This is a genomic window from Desulfovibrio sp., assembly GCA_016208105.1.
Taxonomy (GTDB): Bacteria; Desulfobacterota; Desulfovibrionia; order Desulfovibrionales; family Desulfovibrionaceae; genus Fundidesulfovibrio.
The window spans coordinates 229,457-249,961 of sequence record JACQYS010000022.1; the positions used below are offsets into that span (position 1 = coordinate 229,457).

The following is a 20,505-nucleotide window of genomic DNA, read 5'->3' on the forward strand; positions in this document are numbered from 1 at the left end:
TCAGGCAATCTCCTGCATTATGGCGGGAAGAACCACGGTGGCGGTGGTCCCGGCGCCCCGGACGGATTCGATCAGGAGCTGGCCGCCGTGCTCCCGGGCGATGGAGAGCGAGATCGAGAGACCAAGTCCGGTTCCGCCTTGTTCGCGTTTGGTGGAGTAGAACGGTTCGGTGATCTTGGGCAGGTCCTCCGGGCGGATGCCCTCCCCCTGGTCCCGGACCACTATGCGAACGCTGGCCGAAGGTTCGTGGAAGAGAGTTTCAATTTCGATTCCCTGGTGCGGGCCGACCAAAGCGTGGCAGGAGTTCTGCACCAGATTGACCACGATCTGTTCCAGGCGCTGCCTGCGCCCCCGCACCAAAGGAAGGCCGTTGCCGTAGCGCACGGCGAACCGGGTGGTGTGCAGCCCGATGGTTTTGCTCATGAGAAGCACCGCGGACTGCACCACATCGTTGACCGGAAGCATCTCGAAACCGCTCTCCGCGTCCTGGCGGGAAAAGTTCTTGAGTTCTCGCACGAAATCCCGAATGCGCTCGGACCCCTCGATGATGCCCGTGAGGAGCTGGGGCACGTGCCGGGAGATGTCCGAAACGGGAATCCCGCCCAGCATGCCGTCGTCCGTGTCCCTGGCGATGGTCTCCAGGCTTGGGGCCACTGTTCTCCAGAGGTCGAGCACCAGGGGGGCGTTCAACATGATGAAGTTGTTGGGGTTGCTGATCTCATGCGCCACCTCGGAAACCAGGGTGCCAAGCGAGACCAGCCTGTCGGCGTGAATGAACTGCGATTCCGTTACCTTCTGGCCGGTCACGTCGATGCCCGCCACCTGGTAGTCCTTGATGTGCCCGGTTTTGTAGAAAAAACCCTGTATGATCCAGCGCATCCAAACGGGAGGAGAATCAGGGTTCGCGCTCACTTCCTGGTGCTCCAACTCCGCCATGGGGTTCTCCGGGGTGATGGAGGACACGGCCTGGCTGAAGCGCTCGCGAAGGGCCGGTTCCAGAAGAAGAAGAAAATCCTCGCCGACCATTTCCGTCCGCGTTCTGCCAAAGGATCGGGCAATGGCCGTGTTGGCGTATGTCAGGCTCCAGTTGGGCAGGAAGCAGCAGATGAGGTCGGGGCGGGTTTCAACGATGGACTGGTAGAGGTTCTTGCGGTTCACCAGGCCTTCTATGGCCACCTTGTAGCGGGTCACGTCGTCAATTATGAGCCTTGCCCACCTTCCATGCCCCTCGAACTCCATATGGTCAACGCGCACGCGAACCCAGGCCAGGCTGCCGTCGGCCTTGGCTATGGGTTTTTCCATGTCGAACCAGATACCCTCGTTGGCCAGAAAATCCTCGATGCTGTCGTGGATGCCCACGCAAAAAACACTCAGGACGTCTGAAAACGTCATGAGCTCCAGGTCGCTCGCGGTGCATTCCGTCAAGGCGAAGAACTCGTCGTTGGCGTAGGCCACGTTCTGGTCCGGCCCGGCCAAAACCACGGCCGAAGGCAGTCCCGAGTATGAGGCCGCGAGTGCGTGCGTTTGGAGGCCTGGAAATTTGACGTACATGGCCGGGCCCGTTCCTGGTCTGTATGGCTGCGATCCGACCCGGACAAGACCTTTCCGGGCGGGTATGTGGCTCGTATCTTCTACGAGTTTTCTTTGCAAGTCGTCGTTAAAAAACACAATCGAATGGCACTCCTGCTGTGGATGCCTTGCAAAGCGGAACTTTATTCCATACGACAGTTTCTACCAGCACTCCCCGCAAACAAAGCCCAGGAGCTTCCGCATGTTTTTTACTCGATTCATGGCCAACGTGACAGGCCGAAAGCGCCTTCCGGGACTGCTTGAGCATTATGAACCGGTGGCCAAGGGTGTCATGGTGGTGGAAGCCGCCTTGAAGGAATATGCCAATAACGGGCTTGGCGTGGCTTTTCAGGCCCTTGCGGTGGAGATCGACACGCTGGAGGGCCAGGCCGACAAGATCAAGCGCCGCATCCGCCGCCTCCCAAGGGATTTCTTCATGGAGGTGGACAAGACCCTGTTTCTCAACTTCACCCGCAGCCAGGACAACATCCTGGATTCGGCGCAGGACGCCTTGAACTGGCTCGGCATGCGCCAGATGGTGTTGCCCAAGGAACTTCTGACATCGGCCCGGGCCTTGACCCGGGAAGCCTGCCGTTCGGTTGAGCTTTTGAAACCGGCCATCCAGGGGACGATGGACCTGGTTTACGGGCAAACCAAGGACAGGACCGCTGTCAAGGACAACTACCATACGGTCCGCGTGCAGCACAGCAAGGTCTCGCGATCCTCCCGGAAACTCTTGCGCGAGTGCTTGGCGGAGGAGGGGGACTTCAAGAACATCTATCAGTTCGTCAAATTCATCGAGCATGTCCACGAAATGAGCCACAACGCCGAAGGCGCCGCCGACGTTCTCCGTGCCATGATTGCCAGGTAGACCGCCTTTCCCCCGTTCTTTCAGCCGCGTTCAAGACTCTTGACACCGGCCTTTTCGAACATTAGTTAGCTATCTAACTAACGGCTACGGACGTTGAAACTCGCCTGACAAGCTGCGGTGTTCGTATTATTCCGGAGGAATTCCACATGTCTGCATACTATCAGCTGCGCCAGCGGCGCGGGATGATTTTGTCGGTCTGTCTCACAGGCCTTTTCGCCCTGTCCGCCTTGTCCGGTTGCGGCAAGGAAAGTGCCGGGCAACCTCCCGCGGGAGGCATGCCGCCCATGCCGGTGGTTGTGAAGACCATGACCAAGGCGGATATCCCCCTTGATATTGAATACATGGGCCAAGTCACTGGTTCTCGCGAGGTGGAGGTCCGGGCCCGCGTGGGCGGCATATTGCTTCGGCGCAGCTATGTGGAAGGCTCGCAGGTCCGCCAGGGAGATCTCATGTTCGAGATCGACCCCGAACCGTTCAAGGCCGCTCTCGAGCAGGCCCAGGGTGCTCTCGGCCAGTCCGAAGCGCGCCTGCAGCGGGCCACGCGCGACCTGGCCCGCATGCGCAAGCTCCGCCAGGAGGACGTCATCAGCCAGAAGGACAATGACGACGCCCAGACCGAGTTCGAAGCCGCCTCGGCCGAGGTGCGGACCTCCCAGGCCAAGGTGCGCGAGGCCCGCATCAACCTGGGTTACACCCGGGTGGAGGCCCCCATCACCGGCGTCACCAGCAAGGAAACACGCTCCGAGGGGAGCCTGGTGGGAACCGGGACCGATTCCAGCCTGCTGACCGTGGTGAATCGCATCGACCCTGTGTACGTGAATTTCTCCATTTCCAACGCCGATGCCAGCAAGTACCGCAAGGACAGGGCTTCCGGGCGCATGGCCTTCGAAAACGGCCGGGATTTCGAGGTGCGCCTGCTGCTTTCCGACGGAACCGTGTTTCCCCATTCCGGACACATCAATTTCATGGACACCCAGGTGGACACCCAGACCGGGGTGGTCAAGGTGCGGGCCGAAGTTCCCAATCCCAAAGGCGAGCTCATGCCCGGCCAGTTTGTTCGGGCCAAGCTGGCCGGTTCGGTGCTCAAGGAGGCCATGTCCATCCCTCAGGGGGCGGTGCTGCAGACACAGCAGGGCACCATGATCTGGGTGGTGAACGACAAGAACGTAGTGGAGCCGCGCATCGTCACCCTGGGGCCCACCCTGGGGAACTCCTACCTTGTCGAGGGCGGCGTTAACCCCGGGGAACGAGTGGTGGTCGAAGGCGTCATCAAGGTACAGCCCGGCGCCACCGTGAACCCCAGGGAAGCGGGCGCGCAGCCGGCCACGGCCGCACCGGCCGCACCGGCCGGGCAGGCCGGATAACAGCCTGTTGAAAAATTCCCGCTGGCGGCGTTGCCGCAAAAAAGTCAAACCTTCGCGTATGTCAAATACGCTTCAGCCTTGACTTTTTTCTGCGCCTTGCCAGCCGGTTTTTTGAACAGGCTTAAGAAGATCGACTTTTACAACAGGCTGATAAGGGTAAGGAAACAGGCATGCTGTCACGTTTTTTCCTCAGTCGTCCCATCCTCTCCACGGTCATCTCGCTGGTTATCGTCATGGCCGGTCTGGTGGCCATGAATGCGCTTCCCATCGCCCAGTACCCGAACATCATTCCACCCGAGGTCCAAGTCAGGGCCTCCTACCCCGGAGCCAGTCCCGAGGTGATAGCCCAGACCGTGGCCGCTCCTCTCGAGCAGCAGATAAACGGCGTGGACAAGATGCTCTACATGCGCTCGACCAGCGCGGGCGACGGCTCCATAACCATCTCCGTGGTCTTCGCCGTGGGCACGGATCCGGACCAGGCCACCATCAACGTGAACAACCGGGTGCAGTCCGGACTCACCTCGCTTCCGGAAGAGGTCCGCAGGCAGGGGGTGAACGTCAGCAAGAGATCCTCGAACTTCCTGCAGGTTTTGACCATAGACTCCCCGGACGGCCGGTATGACACGATCTACATGAACAACTACGCCCTGGTGAACGTCCTGGACGAGCTCAAGCGCCTCCCGGGCGTGGGCGAAGCCGTGATCTTCGGTAACCAGGATTACTCCATGCGCATCTGGCTGCGCCCGGACAAGCTGGCCCAGCTGAAGCTCACTCCCGGGGACGTGGCCAAGGCGATCACCCAGCAGAACGCCCAGTACGCGGCCGGGCGCATAGGCCAGGAACCCACCGCCCAGCGGGTGGACGTGAACTACATGGTCACCACCAAGGGCCGGCTGAACACCCCTGAGGAGTTCGAGAACATCATCCTGCTCTCCGAGCCGGATGGATCGTCCTTGCGTTTGAAGGACGTGGCCCGGGTGGAACTCGGCGCCAAGGACTACAACTTCTCCGGCAAGCACAACGGCAAGCCCACCGTGCCCATGGGTGTCTTCCTGGCTCCCGGAGCCAACGCCCTTGATACGGCGGATGCGGTGAAGGCCAAGATGGACGAGCTGTCCAAGCGTTTTCCGGCTGGCATCACCTATTCCACGGTGTACGACACCACGAAGTTCGTCCGGGTCTCCATCGTCGAGGTGGTGAAGACGCTGTGCGAGGCCATGCTTCTGGTGTTTCTGGTGGTGTATCTCTTCCTGCAGAACTTCCGGGCCACGCTCATTCCTTTCCTGGCCGTGCCGGTATCCATCATCGGCAGCTTCGCCGGGATGTACGCCCTCGGGTTCTCCATCAACACCCTGACGCTGTTCGGCATGGTGCTGGCCATCGGCATCGTGGTGGACGACGCCATCGTGGTGCTTGAGAACGTGGAGCGCATCATGCGAACAGAACACCTGCCGCCGCCCTTGGCCACGGCCAAGGCCATGGAGGAGGTTACCGGGCCCATCATCGCCATCGTGCTGGTCCTGTGCGCAGTGTTCGTTCCGGTGGCCTTCATGGGCGGCCTTACCGGAGAGCTCTACAAGCAGTTCGCCATCACCATCGCGGTGTCCGTGGTCATCTCCGGCATCGTGGCCCTGACCTTGACCCCGGCCCTGTGTTCCCTGCTGCTGCCGGATACCCACCACGACCCGCGCGGGTTCTTCAGGGTCTTCAACGGCTGGTTCGATTCCTTCACCAACAGCTATGTGGGCGGAGTGCGTTTCCTGCTGGTAAAGCCCGTAGTTGCCGTGGGGCTGTTCGCCCTGTTGTGCGCCGCCACGTTCGGCCTGTTCAAGCTTGTCCCGAGCGCCATGCTACCTGACGAGGACCAGGGCTTCGTCATCGCGGCCACCATCCTTCCGGACGGCGCCTCCCTGTCCCGCAGCCGGGATATCTGCGCCATCCTGGACGACATGACCAGCAAGGACCCCTCCGTGGCTGAAACAGCCACCTTCGCGGGCTACGACGCGCTCACCGGGGCGAACAGGTCCAACTACGGTACCTCTTTTATTACCCTCAAGCCCTGGGAGGAGCGCAAGGCGCCGGGACTAAGCTCGTTTGATTTCGTGAAACGGGCTTTTGGCCTGGGCATGGCAATTCCCAGCGGCATGGTCCTGGCCTTCAACCCGCCGCCAATCAGCGGCATGAGCACCACGGGCGGCTTCGAGGGCTACATCCAGAGCAGGGGCGAGGGCGACAGCAAGGCGCTGGCCGCCATGACCGCCAAGGTGATAGCCGCGGCGGGCAAGCGCCCGGAACTGGCCCGGGTGTCCACGACGTTCGGGGCCAACGTGCCCCAGCTGCACGTGGAGCTGGACCGCGACAAGGCCCTGGCCCAGGGCGTGAGCGTGGGCAGCGTGTTCGAGGTGATGCAGTCCACCTTCGGCGCCTACTACGTTAACGATTTCAATAAATTCGGACGCACCTTCCGGGTCACCTTGCAGTCGGAGGCCGACTATCGCGACAGGCCCGAGGCATTGCGCGACGTGTACGTGCGCACGGCCAAAGGCGATATGGTGCCGTTGCCGGCCCTGGTGAAGGTGGTTCAGTCCAGCGGCCCCGAGGTGATGGAGCGCTTCAACGTGTTCCCCGCGGCCAAGATCATGGGGTCTCCGGCCCCGGGCTTCAGCTCCGGCCAGGCCATGGACGCCATGGAGGCCGTGGCCAAAGAAGTGCTGCCCGCCGAGTACAGCCTGGCCTGGTCCGGCTCCTCGTTTCAGGAAAAAGCGGCGGGGGGCTCGTCCACCCTCGTGTTCTTGCTGGGCATCATCATGGTCTTCATGATCCTGGCGGCCCAGTACGAGAAGTGGTCCTTGCCCATCGCGGTGGTGCTGGCCGTTCCCTTCGCCATCTTCGGCGCCATCCTGGCCACCTGGGCCAGGGGGCTCACCAACGACATCTACTTCCAGGTGGCCCTGGTGACGCTTATCGGCCTGGCGGCCAAGAACGCCATCCTCATCGTCGAGTTCGCCGTGCTGCGCCACAAGGAGGGCCGTTCCCTGGCCCAGGCGGCGGAAGAGGCGGCGCGGCTTCGCTTCAGGCCCATCATCATGACCTCGCTGGCCTTCGTTCTTGGCTGCGTGCCCCTGGCGCTCAGTTCGGGCGCGGGCGCCAACAGCAGGCACGCCATCGGTACCGGAGTCATCGGCGGCATGCTCGGCGCCACGTTTCTGGCCCCGCTCTTCATTCCTGTTTTCTTCAAGCTCATCATGGGCGCGGGACAAATGCTGAAACGCAAGACCAAGGCTTCGCAGGCATGAACAGAAAACCTCCACACGTGATCCGAAGGGAGGGCACAGAAGGCTTTGCCCTCACCGTGCACGAGGTGGCCAAGGCTTTTCGCGCCCGCATAGACGAACGCTTTCGCCCTCTTGGGCTTTCAAAATCGACCTTGAGCGTGATCGGGGCTTTGGCGTGCAACCAGAAACCGATGAGCCAACGGGAACTGGCTGAGGCCATATTCGTCGAGGGGCCCAGTCTGGTCCGGCTGCTGGACCGCCTGGAGGCCACGGGGTGGGTGAAGCGGGAGGCCGTTCCTGGTGACCGGAGGATGAAACATGTCCTCCTGACGGAGAAGGCCGAGCCTTATCTGGAAGAACTGATCCGTACGGCCATCGGCCTTGAGAAAGAAATACTTGAGGACGTTCCTGAAGAGCACATCCAGCTGACCCACAGGGTGCTCTTGCATGTCCGGGACCGGCTTTCCAGGGTAACCCCTGATATGGGGTCACCCTCCGACCAGGCGGGTGAGTAGTCCCTCCCTATCTGTTCAGCCCGAGAAGCTCGAGCCCCCAGAAAAACAGCGCCGCCACCAGTCCGGAAGCCGGGATGGTGAGCACCCAGGCGACCACCAGATTCCCAGCCACACCCCAGCGCACCGCCGAGAACCGCTTCGAGGCGCCCACCCCGATGACCGTGGTGGAGATGGTGTGGGTGGTGCTTATCGGCGCGCCCATGGATGAAGCAGCCATGATGACCGCCGACGCCGCGGTCTCGGCCGCGAATCCGTGCACGGGCTCGAGCTTGAATATCTTGTGGCCCATGGTCTTCACTATCTTCCATCCGCCCATGGCCGTGCCCATGCCCATGGCCAGCGCGCACGTGACTTTCACCCATGTGGGGATGCTGACGTCCGGCTGCACCTGAAAGATCACCAGGGCCAGGGTGATGATGCCCATGGTCTTTTGGGCGTCGTTGAGCCCGTGGCTGGTGGCCATGAAGGCCGAGGACAGTATCTGGAGTTTCTTGAAGGCCGTGTTCACGGTTTTGGGATGCGCTTTCACGAACATCCAGGTGAGCAGCACCATGAGGAAGTACCCGCCTAGAAAACCGGCCACCGGGGAGAGCACGAGAGGAAGCAGGACCTTTTTGGCGATGGACGCATAGCTCGGCGCGTCCCACCCTTTGAAGGCGATGGCCGCGCCGATCAGTCCCCCAACCAGGGCGTGGGACGAGGACGACGGGATGCCCAGGTACCAGGTGAGAATGTTCCAGAAGATGGCCCCAAAAAGGGCGGCCAGCACCAGTATCTTGCAGCCCGAAACCATGTCCGGACCGACGATGCCGCTGCCCACGGTCTGGGCCACTTCCGTGCCCAGAAAAGCCCCGAAGAGGTTGAGCGCGGCGGCCATGAGCACCGCCACCTTGGGCGAAAGCACCTTGGTGGACACGATGGTGGCGATGGCGTTGGCCGAGTCGTGCGCGCCGTTGGTGAAGTCGAACACAAGGGCGATGATCACGATGAAAATGAGCAGCAGGGGGAGTTCAAGCATGTTTGAGCATGACCCCTTCGAGAACGTCGCTTAGGCGCTCGGCCCGGTCTACGGCCAGCTCGATGCGGCCGTAGATGTGGTTCCACTTGATGATGTGCAGCACGGTGTCGACGCTCTCCTCCTTTTGGGCCTTGGCTTCGTAGAGTTCGCCCAGGCCGACCAGAAGAAGCATTTCGCATTCGTACTTGTGGGCCTTGATGGTCTCGATGTGTTCGTTGGCCGGCTTGTTCTTGGAGAGCTTGTCCAGCACCTGCCCGGCCTCCTCGATCATGATTTTGAGCGAGCGCACCAGCCTGCGCGCGGGGTAGAGAATCGCTCCGCACTCCATGAAGCCGATACGGGTGGCCGTGACCTTTATGATGTTGATCAGGGCTTCCTGGGTGATGTTGATCTGGTGGATGTCTTCGCGGTCAATGGGGGTGATGAAGGTCGAGGAGAGCTCCGTGGCGATGTTTCGCGAAATGGTGTTGGCCTCCGCCTCGATGATGTTGATGCGGATGCAGCGCTCATCAATATCGTCTTGGGTGAGGCAGCGGTCGTTGGCGTCCTCCACGGAATGGAACAGCTCGTAGAGGATGGTCACCGCCTTGATGAGCTTGCGGTTCTGGTCCTTGAAAAGGTCGAAGAACTTGACGTCCTTCGGGAAGAGATTGAATCCCATGGATGCTCCTAGGGCGTATGGTTCGCTTAGTGTTTCCCCGGCGCGGCGCCGGATTGGGGTGTGGCGGTGTCTAAAAGTCCGGTGACCACTCCGCTCATGTCCTGGCTCTTCTTCAGGATGGTGGAGAGCATGGAGCGGGCCTGCGCCTCGTCCTTGGGCGGAGAATCGAGCAGGGTGGCCGCGTAGCCCTGGATGCTGGTCAGGGGCGTGCGCAACTGGTGCGAGGCGTTGATGACGAATTCACGCAGGATGTGCTCCGCGGTCTTGATGGCGGTAACGTCGTGAATAACCAGGATAAGGCGGTTTTTCCCCTTTGCGGTGGCATAGGGAACGAGGTCCACGTCGGCATCCTTGCCGCCGGCCAGCCTGGCCTGGAAGCGGCGCGGCGCTGTGGCGCGTGTTGCCAGGGCGTCCCGGGCCGCTTCATAGACTCCAAGCCCAAGGCCGGATTCCAAAACATTGCGGCCGATGCAGGAAGCGGCCGGTGTGTCCAGAAGCTGTTCCAGGGCGGCGTTGTGGGCCAGGATGACGCCGTCCTGGTCGAGCACGGCCACGGCGTCCGTCATCTTTGCGAGCACGGCCTCGAACTGGCTGCGGGTGTCGACCAGGTGGCGATGGCTCTTGCGGGCCTGCTTGGCCAAGACGTTGATGGAATCCATCAGGGGCTTGAATTCCGAACCCGGACAGACGCGGATCTTGTCAGGCGATTCTTCCCGGCCAAGTTCGTCCACCACCTGGCTGAAGGAACGCAGCATTCCCTGGGTGCGCCGGATGAGAAACACTCCCAGGGCAGTCGCGCATGCGGCCATGAGGGCGATCACCGCCAGGAAACGCGTCCGGGATTCGCTCAATATGCTCTGAACGGTTGAATAGGGCACGGCGATGCGCAGGACTCCGTCCGGAAGCCCGGCCGTGCCCTGCATCCGGGCGGCCATGTAGAGCATTTCCGTCTGCAGGGTGCTGCTGTAACGGGTGGCTTTGCCGAACCCGGATTTTACCGCGTCGATGACCTCGGGCCGGTCGGAGTGGTCCTCCATTTTTTCCGCCTCGGCCGCAGGGAGGTCCGATTCGGCGAGAACCTTGCCGCCCGAGATGTACGTGACGCGAGTGTCCAGCTTCTTGGAGATTTCGCCGAGCAGGTCGCGCAGTTGGCCTGTTCCGGAATAGGGGGCTTTGTCGGCCACGAGCCATTGGACAACGCTCAGGGTTTTCGCCTCGCGGGCCTCGAATTCCTGGAGCAGCTCCGAGCCGGCCTTGTAGCTGGTCTGGTAGAATATGAAAACCGCGGCGCAAAAGAGCAGCGCCAGAGAAAGAACCAGCAACCGGGTGAAATACGAACGGTTTTCCAAGGAGCACCTCCTGGCGGGCCTTGCCACACCAAGTACGTAACCGCTTTATGGTTCGACCGTAAAGGGCAGGGGCTTAGTAGCAGGAAGGGCAAAAGCTGAAAAGCCCCGGCGGCGTATGCCGCCGGGGCTGGGTTATTGGGTGGAGGGTTTGACCAGATAGAGCGAACAGGGAAGCTTGCCCAGGATGTCCTTGGCCGTGTCGCGCACCACGGCCAGGCCGCGCTTGAAGGGATGGGCCATGACCAGGACGGAATACTCCCCGGCCTGGGCCTCCTTGATGATTTCGTCGCGCACCCGCCCGGCCACGGTCTTGACGTTGACGTCTAAGCCGTCAGCCCTGGCGAGCAGCAGTTTGGGAATGGCCTCGGCCTCCTTGAGGTCCTCCTCCCCGGCGTACTCGATGTAGCCTCCACGGGAGTTTGACCCCGAGAGCCAGTCATGGCCGATGTAGTCGCTCCAGGTGGCGTCGAGCACGAAAAGCGCGGTGAGGCTCCCCCCGGTGTCCCGGGCGATCCTCACCGCCTCGTCCATGGCCTGCGTCGATTCGTCCAAAGCAAGAAGAACGCGCATTACGGCAGCGTGCCCTTCTCGTGTTCCACGGTCAACAGCGCGTTGCCGCGTTTGAATGAATCGCCCGGCTTCTTCTGAAGTTCCACTACCTTGCCCGGCACTTTGGATTTGAAGGTCTCCGTGGCCTTGGATTCCTGAATCTTTCCTTCCACGAATTTTTTCTTCACGGTCTCGTAGGTGTAGATGGCTTGGCCCTGTTTGACGATGTCGCCCACGGCCACCTTCATTTCCGTGAGCTTGCCGTCCACGGGAGCCTTTATGACCACCTTGTCGATAAAGTAGGCCATGTAGATCAGCACGCACGCGGTGGCCAGGGCGGCGAACACGCAGGCCCCCACGTCCTCGTGGCGGTCGCTGCGGAATACTGTGAGCTTTTTGCTCTTGTCTTCTGCGGACATTGCTCTTTCCTCCCGGTTACGGAGCGACAGCTGGTATGATGGTCAGGGCCATGATCAGGGCCAGGATGTACTTGACCGTACCGGCGGTGAGGCCGACGATGAGGGGCTTGCCCCCGGCGGCTTTTATTTCGCCGAAGTCGATGTAGGCCCCGAGACCCACCATGCCGATGCCGAAGATCCACTGCATCAGGGTGCGCAGCAGATGGGTGGTTTCTGAACCTTCCTGGCCTAAAAGCCCGAACGAGGACAGAGCGGTCATGCCCACGAAGCCCAGGACGAAGATGGGGAACTTGGACTTCAAAATCTGCCAGAGGCTCACGTTCTGGACCTCGGCATCGTCCTTGTTTCCGCTCCAATACCAGATGGTGATCACGAAAACCACGAAGGGTATGATGATCACGCGCATCACGTTCCATAACTCGCCGTAGGCCACCGCGGTGCCCGGAGCCACCACCGGATTGAAGGCCAGGCAGGAGGCCAGCACCTGGCCTGAGTTCAGGATGCCGGTGCCTACCCAGACGCCGTACTGGTAGTCGGAAAGGTGCAGCATGTTGCCCAGGTAGGGGCTTATGAACATGGTCATGACGCCGAAGCCGAGAATGGTGGCGATGGCCAGGGCCACCTCGGCGGGCTTGGCCCGTACGCCCGGGCTGGTGGCCACGGCCGCTGACACGCCGCACACGCCGCAGGCCGCGCACATCACCCCGATCAGTGAACGGTCCATCTTGAGCACCTTGCCCAGCCACATGACGAAGATCACGGTGCCGAACACGAAGGCGGAAATGAGAAAGGCCGCCATGCCTCCGAGCTTGGCCAGGCCGGACAGGGTGTAGATTGAGCCCAGCATGATAACGCCGGTTTTGATGAACAGGCGCGTGGTTCTGAAACCTTCCGCGAGAAACTCCGGTATCGTGCCTCTGAAAAGCACGTTCCTGTAGAGCACTCCCATGATGATGGAGATGATGATGTAGTTCAAGTTGAGAACGCGGCCGAAGAATTGCTTGAAGCCGAACACCTCAAGGGGCTTCAACGCTTCCTCGGCCCAGTTGGCGAACAGGAACGTGCCCACCATGAGGGCCAGCCCCGGCACGATGGCCGCAAGCTTGCCCACGATGCCTCTGTCTTCCATGATCCCCCCAATCTTAGGACTTGAAACAGCCAGTTAGAATCCGGATGCCCAAATCGGGCGCCGCAAACCCACTTCCGCCGGTTCCTACGTATACAAATGGCTGGAGGAGCACGGCGGTTACAGCTATTTTACGATGAGGACGTTCGCCTCGGCGTATTCAGCGACCTTGGAGGACACGGAGCCCAGGAACATCTTCATGGCCCCATGCTTGCCGAAGCTGCCAAGAACGATCATGTCGGCCTTCGTTTCCTTGGCCGCCTCCACGATTTTTTCCGCCGGGCGACCATTCTTGATGATGATTTCCGCCTTGATTCCCTTGGCCGCCATCGCCTCCGAGACTTTTTTCATCTGCCCCCTGGCCTCTGTGGCCAGGCTGTTGGCAACCAGGCCGCATTCCTCTTCGGAGAGCTCCTCGGTCGACAGGCACAGGTCGGGAATTACTGTGACTATCTCGAGTTTCCCCCCGAACTTTGCGGCCATCTGGCTGGCGACGTCCAAAGCCTTGGATGCCTGGGGCGAGCCATCATGCGCCACGAGTACATTCATCGATACACCCTCCACTTGAAGTTAGGCGCCGGTTCCGGGAGCAACGGAAAGCTCCGCCCTGCCGGAAACGACGAAAAGGGCATCGTGATGCAAAGGCGATTCAGTTCTGATTACAATGACGCTAGCATCAAAACGCTAGGAACGCGAGCGAATTTGTGAAGATTTCCAATGGAGGAACAAGGGCAAGCGCAAGGCGGGCCCCTCAGGCTTTCCTGGGCCGCCAGCGCCACACGAGCCAGAGGAGAGGAGCAAGAGCCAGAACCTCGGCCGCTTCACGGGGGGCCGAAAGGCCAACGCCCCACCAGATGGCGCCGGCCAGGCTCACGCATCCTGCGGCGAGCAGCAGGTTTCGGGCGTTCATGAAGCCGATTTTCAGCTGGCAGTAGCCCACGGTGCAGACCGCCACCAGACCCTTGGTGAGAACGATGGCCAGGGCTGAACCCCACAGGGGCGCGCCCGGGATAAGGACCCAGCAGAGAACAACCCCTGCCGCGAGCCCTCCCGTGTAGATGGCCAGGAGGAGGCGTTCGCGTCCCAGGGCCAGCATCATGTATGCGGCCAGATTGTGCAGAAAGGCTATCAGTATGGAAGGCGTCAGCCAGGCCGCCACCCAGGCATGGGGAGCATAGGCGGCGCCGAAGATGAGCGGCAGGATGCGGTCTGTTTCCATGGCCAGCACAGCCATGACGGGAAGGCTGACCGCAGTGAGCGTTCTGGCGGAATTTTGGGCCAGGGCCTGAAATCCCTGTTTGTCCGTGCGCCAGAGTTTCACCAGGAGCGGATAGATGACGCCTGAAAGAAGGAGCGAAGCCACCAGGTTCGAGGCCCCGTCCACCAGCTCCCAGGCCACTCCGTACGCGCCCACGGCCTCGGCGCCGCCAAAGCGTTGCAGGAAAAAGACGTTGGCCTTGTTGTAGCCGATGGCGGCCAGGGCCATGCCCACGAAAACCAGTCCGCCCACGGCGGTGCGCCAGGCGCGCGCCATTCCTCTTCGGCCCAGGGAGATGCTGACCGTTTCGCTGCCCCGCAGGGTGAACCAGGCGCTTCCGCAGAGGTTGCACAGGTTTTCCACCACCTTGAAGAGCCCGAAGCTCCAGGCGGGCCAGCCGAGAGTCAGCGCGGTCAGGGCGTACCCGTAGCCCAGGGCGGCCGATGCGGAGCGCACGTAGGCCTCCAGGTCCTGCCGATGCTGTACCCGCAGAGCCACGAAAAAGGACCCGGCCAGAGGCTCCAGGCCGCATCCGAGGCAGATGCCCAGCGACATCCACAAAAGGCCGCCGGAATAGCCCTGGATCAGGCAAAAAAACAGCACGCCCACCATCCCGGCCGCGAGAAGGGCGGCCTTGATGAGTCCGTATTGGGCCAGCACCTGCCCCTTGTCGCCCCAGGTGCGGCTTAGGGCCACCACCATGGGCTGGTTGAGCCCGAACTCGCCCAGAAAAAGAATGAACTGGGCCAGGGAAAAGGCCAGCACGAACTCGCCGTAGGTGGCGGCGCTCGCCCGGGCCAGCACGATGATGAGGACCGTGTGCAGCCCGTCCCGCACCCACTGGGCCGTGGCCAGGTGCAGGAATTTGCTGAGTATGGAGCGCTGGGTTTTCATGAATGCTTTTTCATGGCGGGCCGGGGTGATTTGCCGTAAACGGGCCCTGCCGGAGAAGGGAGTCATTTCATACAATCATGCGTCCTATCAAGACAGTCCTTTTACTCCAGGATCTCCACCTCGGGGGAACCCAGAGGCACGCCCTCGAACTGGCCAAGCGTCTTGATCCATCGCGCTTCGAAACCGAAGTATGGACGCTCATGGGCGGAGAAGCCTTTCTGCCCAAGGCCGTGGAGTACGGCCTGCGGGTCCGCCAGCTCTCCCGGGCGCCTTCGGTGGGACCCGCCGGTCTGTGGGGCCTGTGGCAAGAACTGCGAAGCTTCCGGCCGGATGCCCTGCTGGCCCTCACCGTGGTGCCGAACATCTGGGGGAGAGTGCTCGGCCGCCTGGCCCGGGTGCCTGCCGTGGTGGCCAACTGCCGGGGGGGAGACGACTTGTGGCGCCAGCACGAAGCCGTGCTCAAAAACTTGGCCCATCACCACATCTGCAACGCCAAGGCCCTCAAAACCGCTCTCGTAAACCGCTACAAGCTCAGCCAGGACCGCATCGACGTCATTCCCACCGGCGTGGACACGGCGCACTTCGCCCCCAGGCCGGAAGATCGCGATGAAGAATGCGTTCTTCTCTGCATGGCCCGGCTCTCGCCCATCAAGGACCACGAGACCCTCATCAAGGCCTTTGAAATGGTTCATCCCAAGCACCCCAAGGCCCGCCTCAGGCTGGTGGGCGACGGCGAACTGCGCGATCAGCTGGCCAGGCGCATGGCGTCAAGCCCGGCCCGGCAGGCCATGGAGCTTCTGCCCGGAACAACCGATCCCGCGAGCCAATATGCCAGGGCCAGCGCCGTGGTGTTGAGTTCCGCCAACGAGGGAATGCCAAACGTGCTCCTGGAGGCCATGGCCATGGGGCTGGCCTGCGTGGGAACAGCGGTGGGCGGCGTGCCCGAGGTCATCCGGCACGGCCGCACCGGATTCGTGGTGCAGAAGAGAGCCCCTCAGGCCTTGGCCCAAGCCCTGGACGAGCTTCTCGGAAACGAAGCCTTGCGCCAGCGCTTCGGGGAACAGGGCAGGCAGGTCGCCCTTGCGGAACATTCCCTGGAAAGCGTGGCTGAGAGACACGCGGGGATCATCGAGCGTCTGGTTCTTGGAGATTGATTTTTCAGCGGGGAGGAAGGCCTCCGGCGGCCAAAGGGCCAGTGGCCCTTTGGAATCCCAAATAGCTTTGCGCCCGCCACCGGCATACCGGTGGCGGGCGCAAAGCATATAGAGGGTCCAGGGGGATCATCCCCCTGGCGGGGTTCGGGGTGGAGCCCCGGTCTTAAGTTGGGTCGGTTCCGGAAATGAGCTTGTAGAACGTCCGTGAATTGCGGTCGGTATTGTAGAAATCAAGCACTCGGAGCTTGCCGTTTTCGGCCATGCGTACGGCATTCTCACGGTCTTCGGCCAGCTTGACGATGGCGTCGGCCAGGGCTTCGCAATTCTTCTGCTGGATGAGGTAGCCGGTCTCGCCGTCGGTGACGACTTCCTTGATGCCCCCCACGTCGGTCGCGATGACGGGCACGCGGCTGACCAGGGCTTCCATGATCACGGTGGGCAGGCCGTCCCGGTCGCCTGTGGAGCCTATGCGGCTTGGCATCACGAAGATGTCGTGCCTGCGGATGAGTTCCGGCACGTCCTTGTGGAGAATGAACCCGGGGAAGTCCACCTTGTCCTCAATGCCAAGCCGCTTGGCCTGGGCGCGCAGGGCGCTCTCAATTCTTCCCGATCCGGCCAGGGTGACACGGAAATCCACGCCGCGCTTTTTGAGAATCGCGCAGGCGTCCAGAAGCACGTCCAGTCCCTTGGTCTTCACGAAGCGGGCGATGGCCAGCAGGCGGTATGGTGGCCTCATGGGCACTTCGGCCGGTTCAGGTATGTCCCAGGAGAGCATGTTGCGCACGAGAATGACCCGGTCTTTTTTCTCCCAGGTGAACTGGCGCACGTATTCGAGATTGAAGGCGGCGTCGGTGCGCACGAAGTCCGCCGCGGCGATCTTTTCCTCAAGAGCGCCGTCCGGGGGGTAGATGTCTCCTGCCCGGCCGGTGAAGCTGAAGGGGATATTGGTAAGGAGCGAAGCGGTCCATGCGGCCGTGGCCGGTCCGTTCGCCCATCCCGCGTGGATATGGGTGATGCCTTCTTCCAGGAATTTTCGAGCGAGCAGGCACCCGGCCAGAAACGCCCAGGAATTTTCGCCGGTCTGCTCCAGATCGCGCCAGAAACGTCCGAGAACCGTTTTCGAGGTCTTTATGAAAAGCTCGGGATGGTTTTTCCACCACCAACGGACGGCGCAAAGACATTGGGCAATGCTTCGGGTTCCCAAACGCTCAACCGGGGAACATTTGGCCTCCATGTCCGCGCCGATGTGCTTGGAAAGCTTGCCGTATAGGGTGTATACCTTGACGGGCATGCCGAGGGCGCGCAGGGCCGCGACTTCCCCAACGACGAATGTTTCTGAAGGCTTAGGATACCAGAGGGTTACGTATGCAGCTTTTGTCATAGTGGATAGTAGGGAAGGTGTCCGAACGAAGTTTCGTCCGGGGAGGGTACAGGTAGCATTCCAAACGATTCACCTCAACACACTTTTGAACCAGGAATCCCATAATGAGCGACGCAAATCGCCTTTTTGGCGCTCACGAATCCGTTGCGGGCGGTCTGCACACGGCCTTTGAGCGCATTGCGAAGGTCGGCGGCACGGCCCTGCAGATTTTTACGCGCAATCAACGCCAATGGAATGCGGCGCCGGTCGGCTCCAACGAATCCCTGGCTTTTGCCGAGGCCTGGAAGCGGTGGGGGGAGTATCCCGTTGCCAGCCACGCCTCCTATCTCCTCAATCCCGCTTCTCCCAGCGAAGATCTCAGGCAACGCTCCGCCGCCGCCCTGGCCGGGGAGCTCGAGCGCTGCCGGGAACTGAACATCCCCTGGGTGGTGCTTCATCCCGGAGCTCGTCTGGAATCTTCAACCGAAGAGGCCCTGGAGAGGGCGGCACGCACCCTGGATGAAGCGTTCGGATCGAGCGGAGGAGACGGTCCCTTGGTTCTTTTGGAGAACACGGCCGGACAGGGCTCCGGCCTTGGCTCCGACTTCGGAGACTTGGCCGCGATACTGGCCCTTTCCAAGAACAGCCATCGCCTCGGCCTGTGCCTGGACACATGCCACGCCTTTGCCGCCGGGTACGATGTGAGAACCCGGGCCGGGCTCGACGCGGCGCTTTCTCAACTCGATACCGGACGGCTGAAGCTTGTGCACGTCAACGACTCCAAGGGCGACTTGGGCTCCCGGCTGGACCGGCACGAGCACATCGGCAAGGGAGCCATCGGGCTGGAGGGATTCAGCAATATTCTGAATCATCCGGTATTGGCCAAATTGCCCATGGTCCTTGAAACCCACAAGGAGAAGGACCTCAAGGAGGACATGGAGAATCTTGAAGTTCTGAGACAGCTTGCGGGTTGAGGGGAACGTGGATTAGGCTGACTTCCTCTGGAACTGCCATTTATTGTTTTACATCCCAGACCGGGGGCACGCGCGACATGACTGATAAGAACAAGGTTTTTATTTTGAAGGTGGTCCTGGTCGTTGTGGCTGTGGCTTTGGGGTTTTCGCTCAACATGCTTTCTGTTCGCTCGCCGTTTATCAGTCCAGGACCTCAGCAGGTAACTTCCCAGCAAGGCGGCAAGCAGGACGCTCAATCAGAACAGTCTGCCGGCAAACAGGAGGAGCAGGCTCCAGCTCCCGTGTCCGGAGAGAAACCGGAATCCGTTTCCAGGCCAGAGGAGAAGATTGCCGCGCCCCAGGAGCCGATGCCGGCTCCGGCCGATTCCCAGGTGGTTGCCGCCGCGCCCGCAGCTGCGCCGGCGTCCTCGGATGGCGATTTGCCAAAGGAGCGCGCCTCGGAGAAGGATGAAGCGAAGCCGGCTTCAGCCGCTGCGGAAGCGAAGCAAAAGGACCACCCAGCGTTGGCTGGAGTGTCTGACCCAGGAACGGACAAGACCGGGGGAATGGATAAAGCGGGGAAAACCGGGGCCGGGGCTGGCCAACCTGGTACGGCGGGAACCGAGGCCAAAGAAACCAAGCAGGCCAAGCCTGAGAAGAAAAAAACCGGAGCTCAGGAAAAAACTGTTTCGGAAGCTACGGACAAGCAGACGGACAAGGCCGTGCCCGCCAAGGGCGGCAAGGTAGTGGACGTCACCGCTCAGGACAACCCGGGCGAGTTCGTGCTGACCATAACCACGGATGGTCCCGTTGAACGGGTGACTTCCTTTTACGCCAAGGACCCCGCCCGTCTTGCCGTGGACATCTGGGGCGTCTGGCAGCCGGGCGTTCCAGGAGTGATCGCGGTGGGCGGCCCGATCATGGAGCGAATACGGATCGGATCGCACCCGGACAAGCTGCGGCTGGTCGTGGATTACCGCGACAAGGAGTCCTCCGGGTTTTCCGAACCGGTGGTGGAGAAGACGGACAAGGGCGTGGTGGTCCGCGTGCCCAAGAGCAAGAAACCCCAATAGCGCTTTACGAGCGCTTCGGTGCGGCGCAATTGTTTCAGGGCATGGCGGCTTGGCCATGCCCTTGTGGTAACTTGTCTAAACCTTGCCGGCTGAGGATTTACCAGTCCCGGCAAGCGAGGAGCCGCCTGCCGACCCGCTTGCCGAGGACGACTGGGCCGTCAGCTGCGCGAGTTGCTGGGTCAAGGCGGCCAGCTGGGTCTGCAAACCCTTCACCACGGCCTGCTTGGTATTGTCCGGAAGGCTGCTCTGCTCCACCTCGGCAATCTTTTTCTCCAGTTCCTCGATCTGCTTCTTGAGCTTGGTCACGGGGTCGCTGTCTTCGGATTCCGACTCGCTGGCCGTTCCGGTGTTCTTGCCCAGTATCTTGGAGAGTTCCTTGGCGGCCGCCGACAATGTGACCGTGTCGCTTGAGGCTGCTGTGGAGGAACTGGCCTGGCTGGCCGAGGCAGTGGTGCCCGCCTGGTCAGTCTTGGTCACCGCCTGCACGGCCTGGTAGCCGCTCAACGCCGCGATTGAAGAATCCATGGTGCACTCCTGGAAAGCGTGTCCCGGAAAAAAATTCCCGCTCGGGTGAGAAAGCAAGGACTGTTCCGGGGCGACTCAGGCACAGAGGAGTGAAATGGATGCTTTACGGCTGGGCAAGGCTTAAGAGGGTTAATCCGGGAACAACCGCAGCCCGGCCACTCCCGCTACGATGAGGGCGATGCAGGCCAGCCGGGGCAGGGCGGCCGATTCGCCGTATGCGATCATGCCCACCAAAACTGTCCCGAGGGTGCCGATTCCGGTCCACACCGCATAGGCCGTGCCGATGGGAAGGTGTTTCGCGGCGATCCCCAACAGTCCCATGCTGGCAATCATGCTGACCACCACGATAATGGTGGGCCAAAGCCTGGTGAAGCCCCCGGTTGACTTGAGCCCGACTGCCCAAACAATCTCGAAGAGTGCGGCAAGAATAAGCACGGCCCATTCCATGAGTGCGCTCCTTGGTTATTTGGGGTCGTCCCCTGTGAAAGCCGGAAGCGGGTAAGCCGGGTCGTCCCGGTCGCCGAGGCGGGCCAATCAGATTGAAAAACGACGGGCTGCGAATTCACCAAAGC

19 protein-coding genes are annotated in these 20,505 nt (G+C 61.5%); 7 read left to right on the forward strand and 12 right to left on the reverse strand.

Translation table 11 applies throughout. The annotated features are described in order from the left end of the window. On the reverse strand, positions 1–1,551 hold the full coding sequence (locus HY795_13635) for a PAS domain-containing sensor histidine kinase (GenBank protein ID MBI4806271.1): 1,551 nt from the start codon (positions 1,549–1,551) through the stop codon (positions 1–3). A 220-nt stretch (positions 1,552–1,771) separates the two neighbouring features. Here HY795_13635 and HY795_13640 point away from each other — a divergent pair, with 220 nt between their 5' ends. The 4 genes from HY795_13640 to HY795_13655 all read left to right on the forward strand — a co-directional run bounded on the left by HY795_13640 (position 1,772) and on the right by HY795_13655 (position 7,594). After that, positions 1,772–2,440: a DUF47 family protein gene (locus HY795_13640; protein MBI4806272.1), complete on the forward strand. Its 669-nt coding sequence runs from the start codon at positions 1,772–1,774 to the stop codon at positions 2,438–2,440. 146 nt (positions 2,441–2,586) lie between these two features. Then, entirely contained in the window at positions 2,587–3,804 is a 1,218-nt protein-coding gene (locus tag HY795_13645; GenBank protein MBI4806273.1) for an efflux RND transporter periplasmic adaptor subunit, read from the forward strand. Between the two features lie 170 nt (positions 3,805–3,974). Then, positions 3,975–7,100, forward strand: coding sequence for a multidrug efflux RND transporter permease subunit (locus HY795_13650; GenBank protein MBI4806274.1), 3,126 nt, complete (start codon positions 3,975–3,977; stop codon positions 7,098–7,100). After that, complete coding sequence (locus tag HY795_13655; protein ID MBI4806275.1) at positions 7,097–7,594, forward strand: MarR family transcriptional regulator; 498 nt, start codon at positions 7,097–7,099, stop codon at positions 7,592–7,594. Before HY795_13650 ends, HY795_13655 begins: the two co-directional genes overlap by 4 nt. Before the next feature lie 7 nt (positions 7,595–7,601). Here the strand turns inward: HY795_13655 and HY795_13660 are convergent, their stop codons facing one another. From HY795_13660 to HY795_13695, 8 genes are all read right to left on the reverse strand, one after another. Beyond that, the gene (locus HY795_13660) at positions 7,602–8,612 is read right to left on the reverse strand and encodes an inorganic phosphate transporter (GenBank protein MBI4806276.1); all 1,011 of its coding nucleotides are present in this window, start codon (positions 8,610–8,612) and stop codon (positions 7,602–7,604) included. Continuing rightward, positions 8,605–9,273 (reverse strand): DUF47 family protein, encoded by a 669-nt coding sequence (locus HY795_13665; GenBank protein ID MBI4806277.1) that lies wholly within the window; start codon positions 9,271–9,273, stop codon positions 8,605–8,607. The genes HY795_13660 and HY795_13665 overlap by 8 nt, the downstream gene beginning before the upstream one ends. Positions 9,274–9,299: 26 nt before the next feature. Continuing rightward, complete coding sequence (locus HY795_13670; protein MBI4806278.1) at positions 9,300–10,622, reverse strand: PAS domain-containing protein; 1,323 nt, start codon at positions 10,620–10,622, stop codon at positions 9,300–9,302. A 132-nt stretch (positions 10,623–10,754) separates the two neighbouring features. Then, positions 10,755–11,192, reverse strand: coding sequence for a universal stress protein (locus tag HY795_13675; protein MBI4806279.1), 438 nt, complete (start codon positions 11,190–11,192; stop codon positions 10,755–10,757). Then, complete coding sequence (locus HY795_13680; GenBank protein MBI4806280.1) at positions 11,192–11,590, reverse strand: biotin/lipoyl-binding protein; 399 nt, start codon at positions 11,588–11,590, stop codon at positions 11,192–11,194. Before HY795_13680 ends, HY795_13675 begins: the two co-directional genes overlap by 1 nt. Before the next feature lie 16 nt (positions 11,591–11,606). Continuing rightward, positions 11,607–12,719, reverse strand: coding sequence for a putative sulfate exporter family transporter (locus tag HY795_13685; GenBank protein MBI4806281.1), 1,113 nt, complete (start codon positions 12,717–12,719; stop codon positions 11,607–11,609). A gap of 123 nt (positions 12,720–12,842) precedes the next feature. After that, complete coding sequence (locus tag HY795_13690) at positions 12,843–13,265, reverse strand: universal stress protein (protein ID MBI4806282.1); 423 nt, start codon at positions 13,263–13,265, stop codon at positions 12,843–12,845. A gap of 202 nt (positions 13,266–13,467) precedes the next feature. Further along, positions 13,468–14,868, reverse strand: a complete 1,401-nt coding sequence (locus tag HY795_13695; GenBank protein MBI4806283.1) for an oligosaccharide flippase family protein — start codon at positions 14,866–14,868, stop codon at positions 13,468–13,470. Between the two features lie 77 nt (positions 14,869–14,945). Here HY795_13695 and HY795_13700 point away from each other — a divergent pair, with 77 nt between their 5' ends. Continuing rightward, positions 14,946–16,022 (forward strand): glycosyltransferase, encoded by a 1,077-nt coding sequence (locus HY795_13700; GenBank protein ID MBI4806284.1) that lies wholly within the window; start codon positions 14,946–14,948, stop codon positions 16,020–16,022. Positions 16,023–16,185: 163 nt separating this feature from the next. On the opposite strand, the gene HY795_13705 is transcribed toward HY795_13700, so the two are convergent. Continuing rightward, positions 16,186–17,313, reverse strand: coding sequence for a glycosyltransferase family 4 protein (locus HY795_13705; protein ID MBI4806285.1), 1,128 nt, complete (start codon positions 17,311–17,313; stop codon positions 16,186–16,188). A 194-nt stretch (positions 17,314–17,507) separates the two neighbouring features. On the opposite strand from HY795_13705, the gene HY795_13710 reads away from it, so the two are divergent. Both HY795_13710 and HY795_13715 read left to right on the forward strand, forming a co-directional pair. Continuing rightward, positions 17,508–18,356 carry a deoxyribonuclease IV gene (locus tag HY795_13710; GenBank protein MBI4806286.1) on the forward strand — a complete coding sequence of 283 codons (849 nt, stop codon included), beginning with the start codon at positions 17,508–17,510 and terminating at the stop codon, positions 18,354–18,356. Positions 18,357–18,433: 77 nt separating this feature from the next. Continuing rightward, positions 18,434–19,408 (forward strand): AMIN domain-containing protein, encoded by a 975-nt coding sequence (locus HY795_13715; protein MBI4806287.1) that lies wholly within the window; start codon positions 18,434–18,436, stop codon positions 19,406–19,408. Positions 19,409–19,483: 75 nt separating this feature from the next. Here HY795_13715 and HY795_13720 read toward each other — a convergent pair whose 3' ends face one another. Both HY795_13720 and HY795_13725 read right to left on the reverse strand, forming a co-directional pair. Continuing rightward, positions 19,484–19,933, reverse strand: coding sequence for a FlxA-like family protein (locus HY795_13720; GenBank protein ID MBI4806288.1), 450 nt, complete (start codon positions 19,931–19,933; stop codon positions 19,484–19,486). Positions 19,934–20,062: 129 nt separating this feature from the next. Further along, on the reverse strand, positions 20,063–20,380 hold the full coding sequence (locus tag HY795_13725) for a multidrug efflux SMR transporter (protein ID MBI4806289.1): 318 nt from the start codon (positions 20,378–20,380) through the stop codon (positions 20,063–20,065). Between the last annotated feature and the right edge of the window lie 125 nt (positions 20,381–20,505).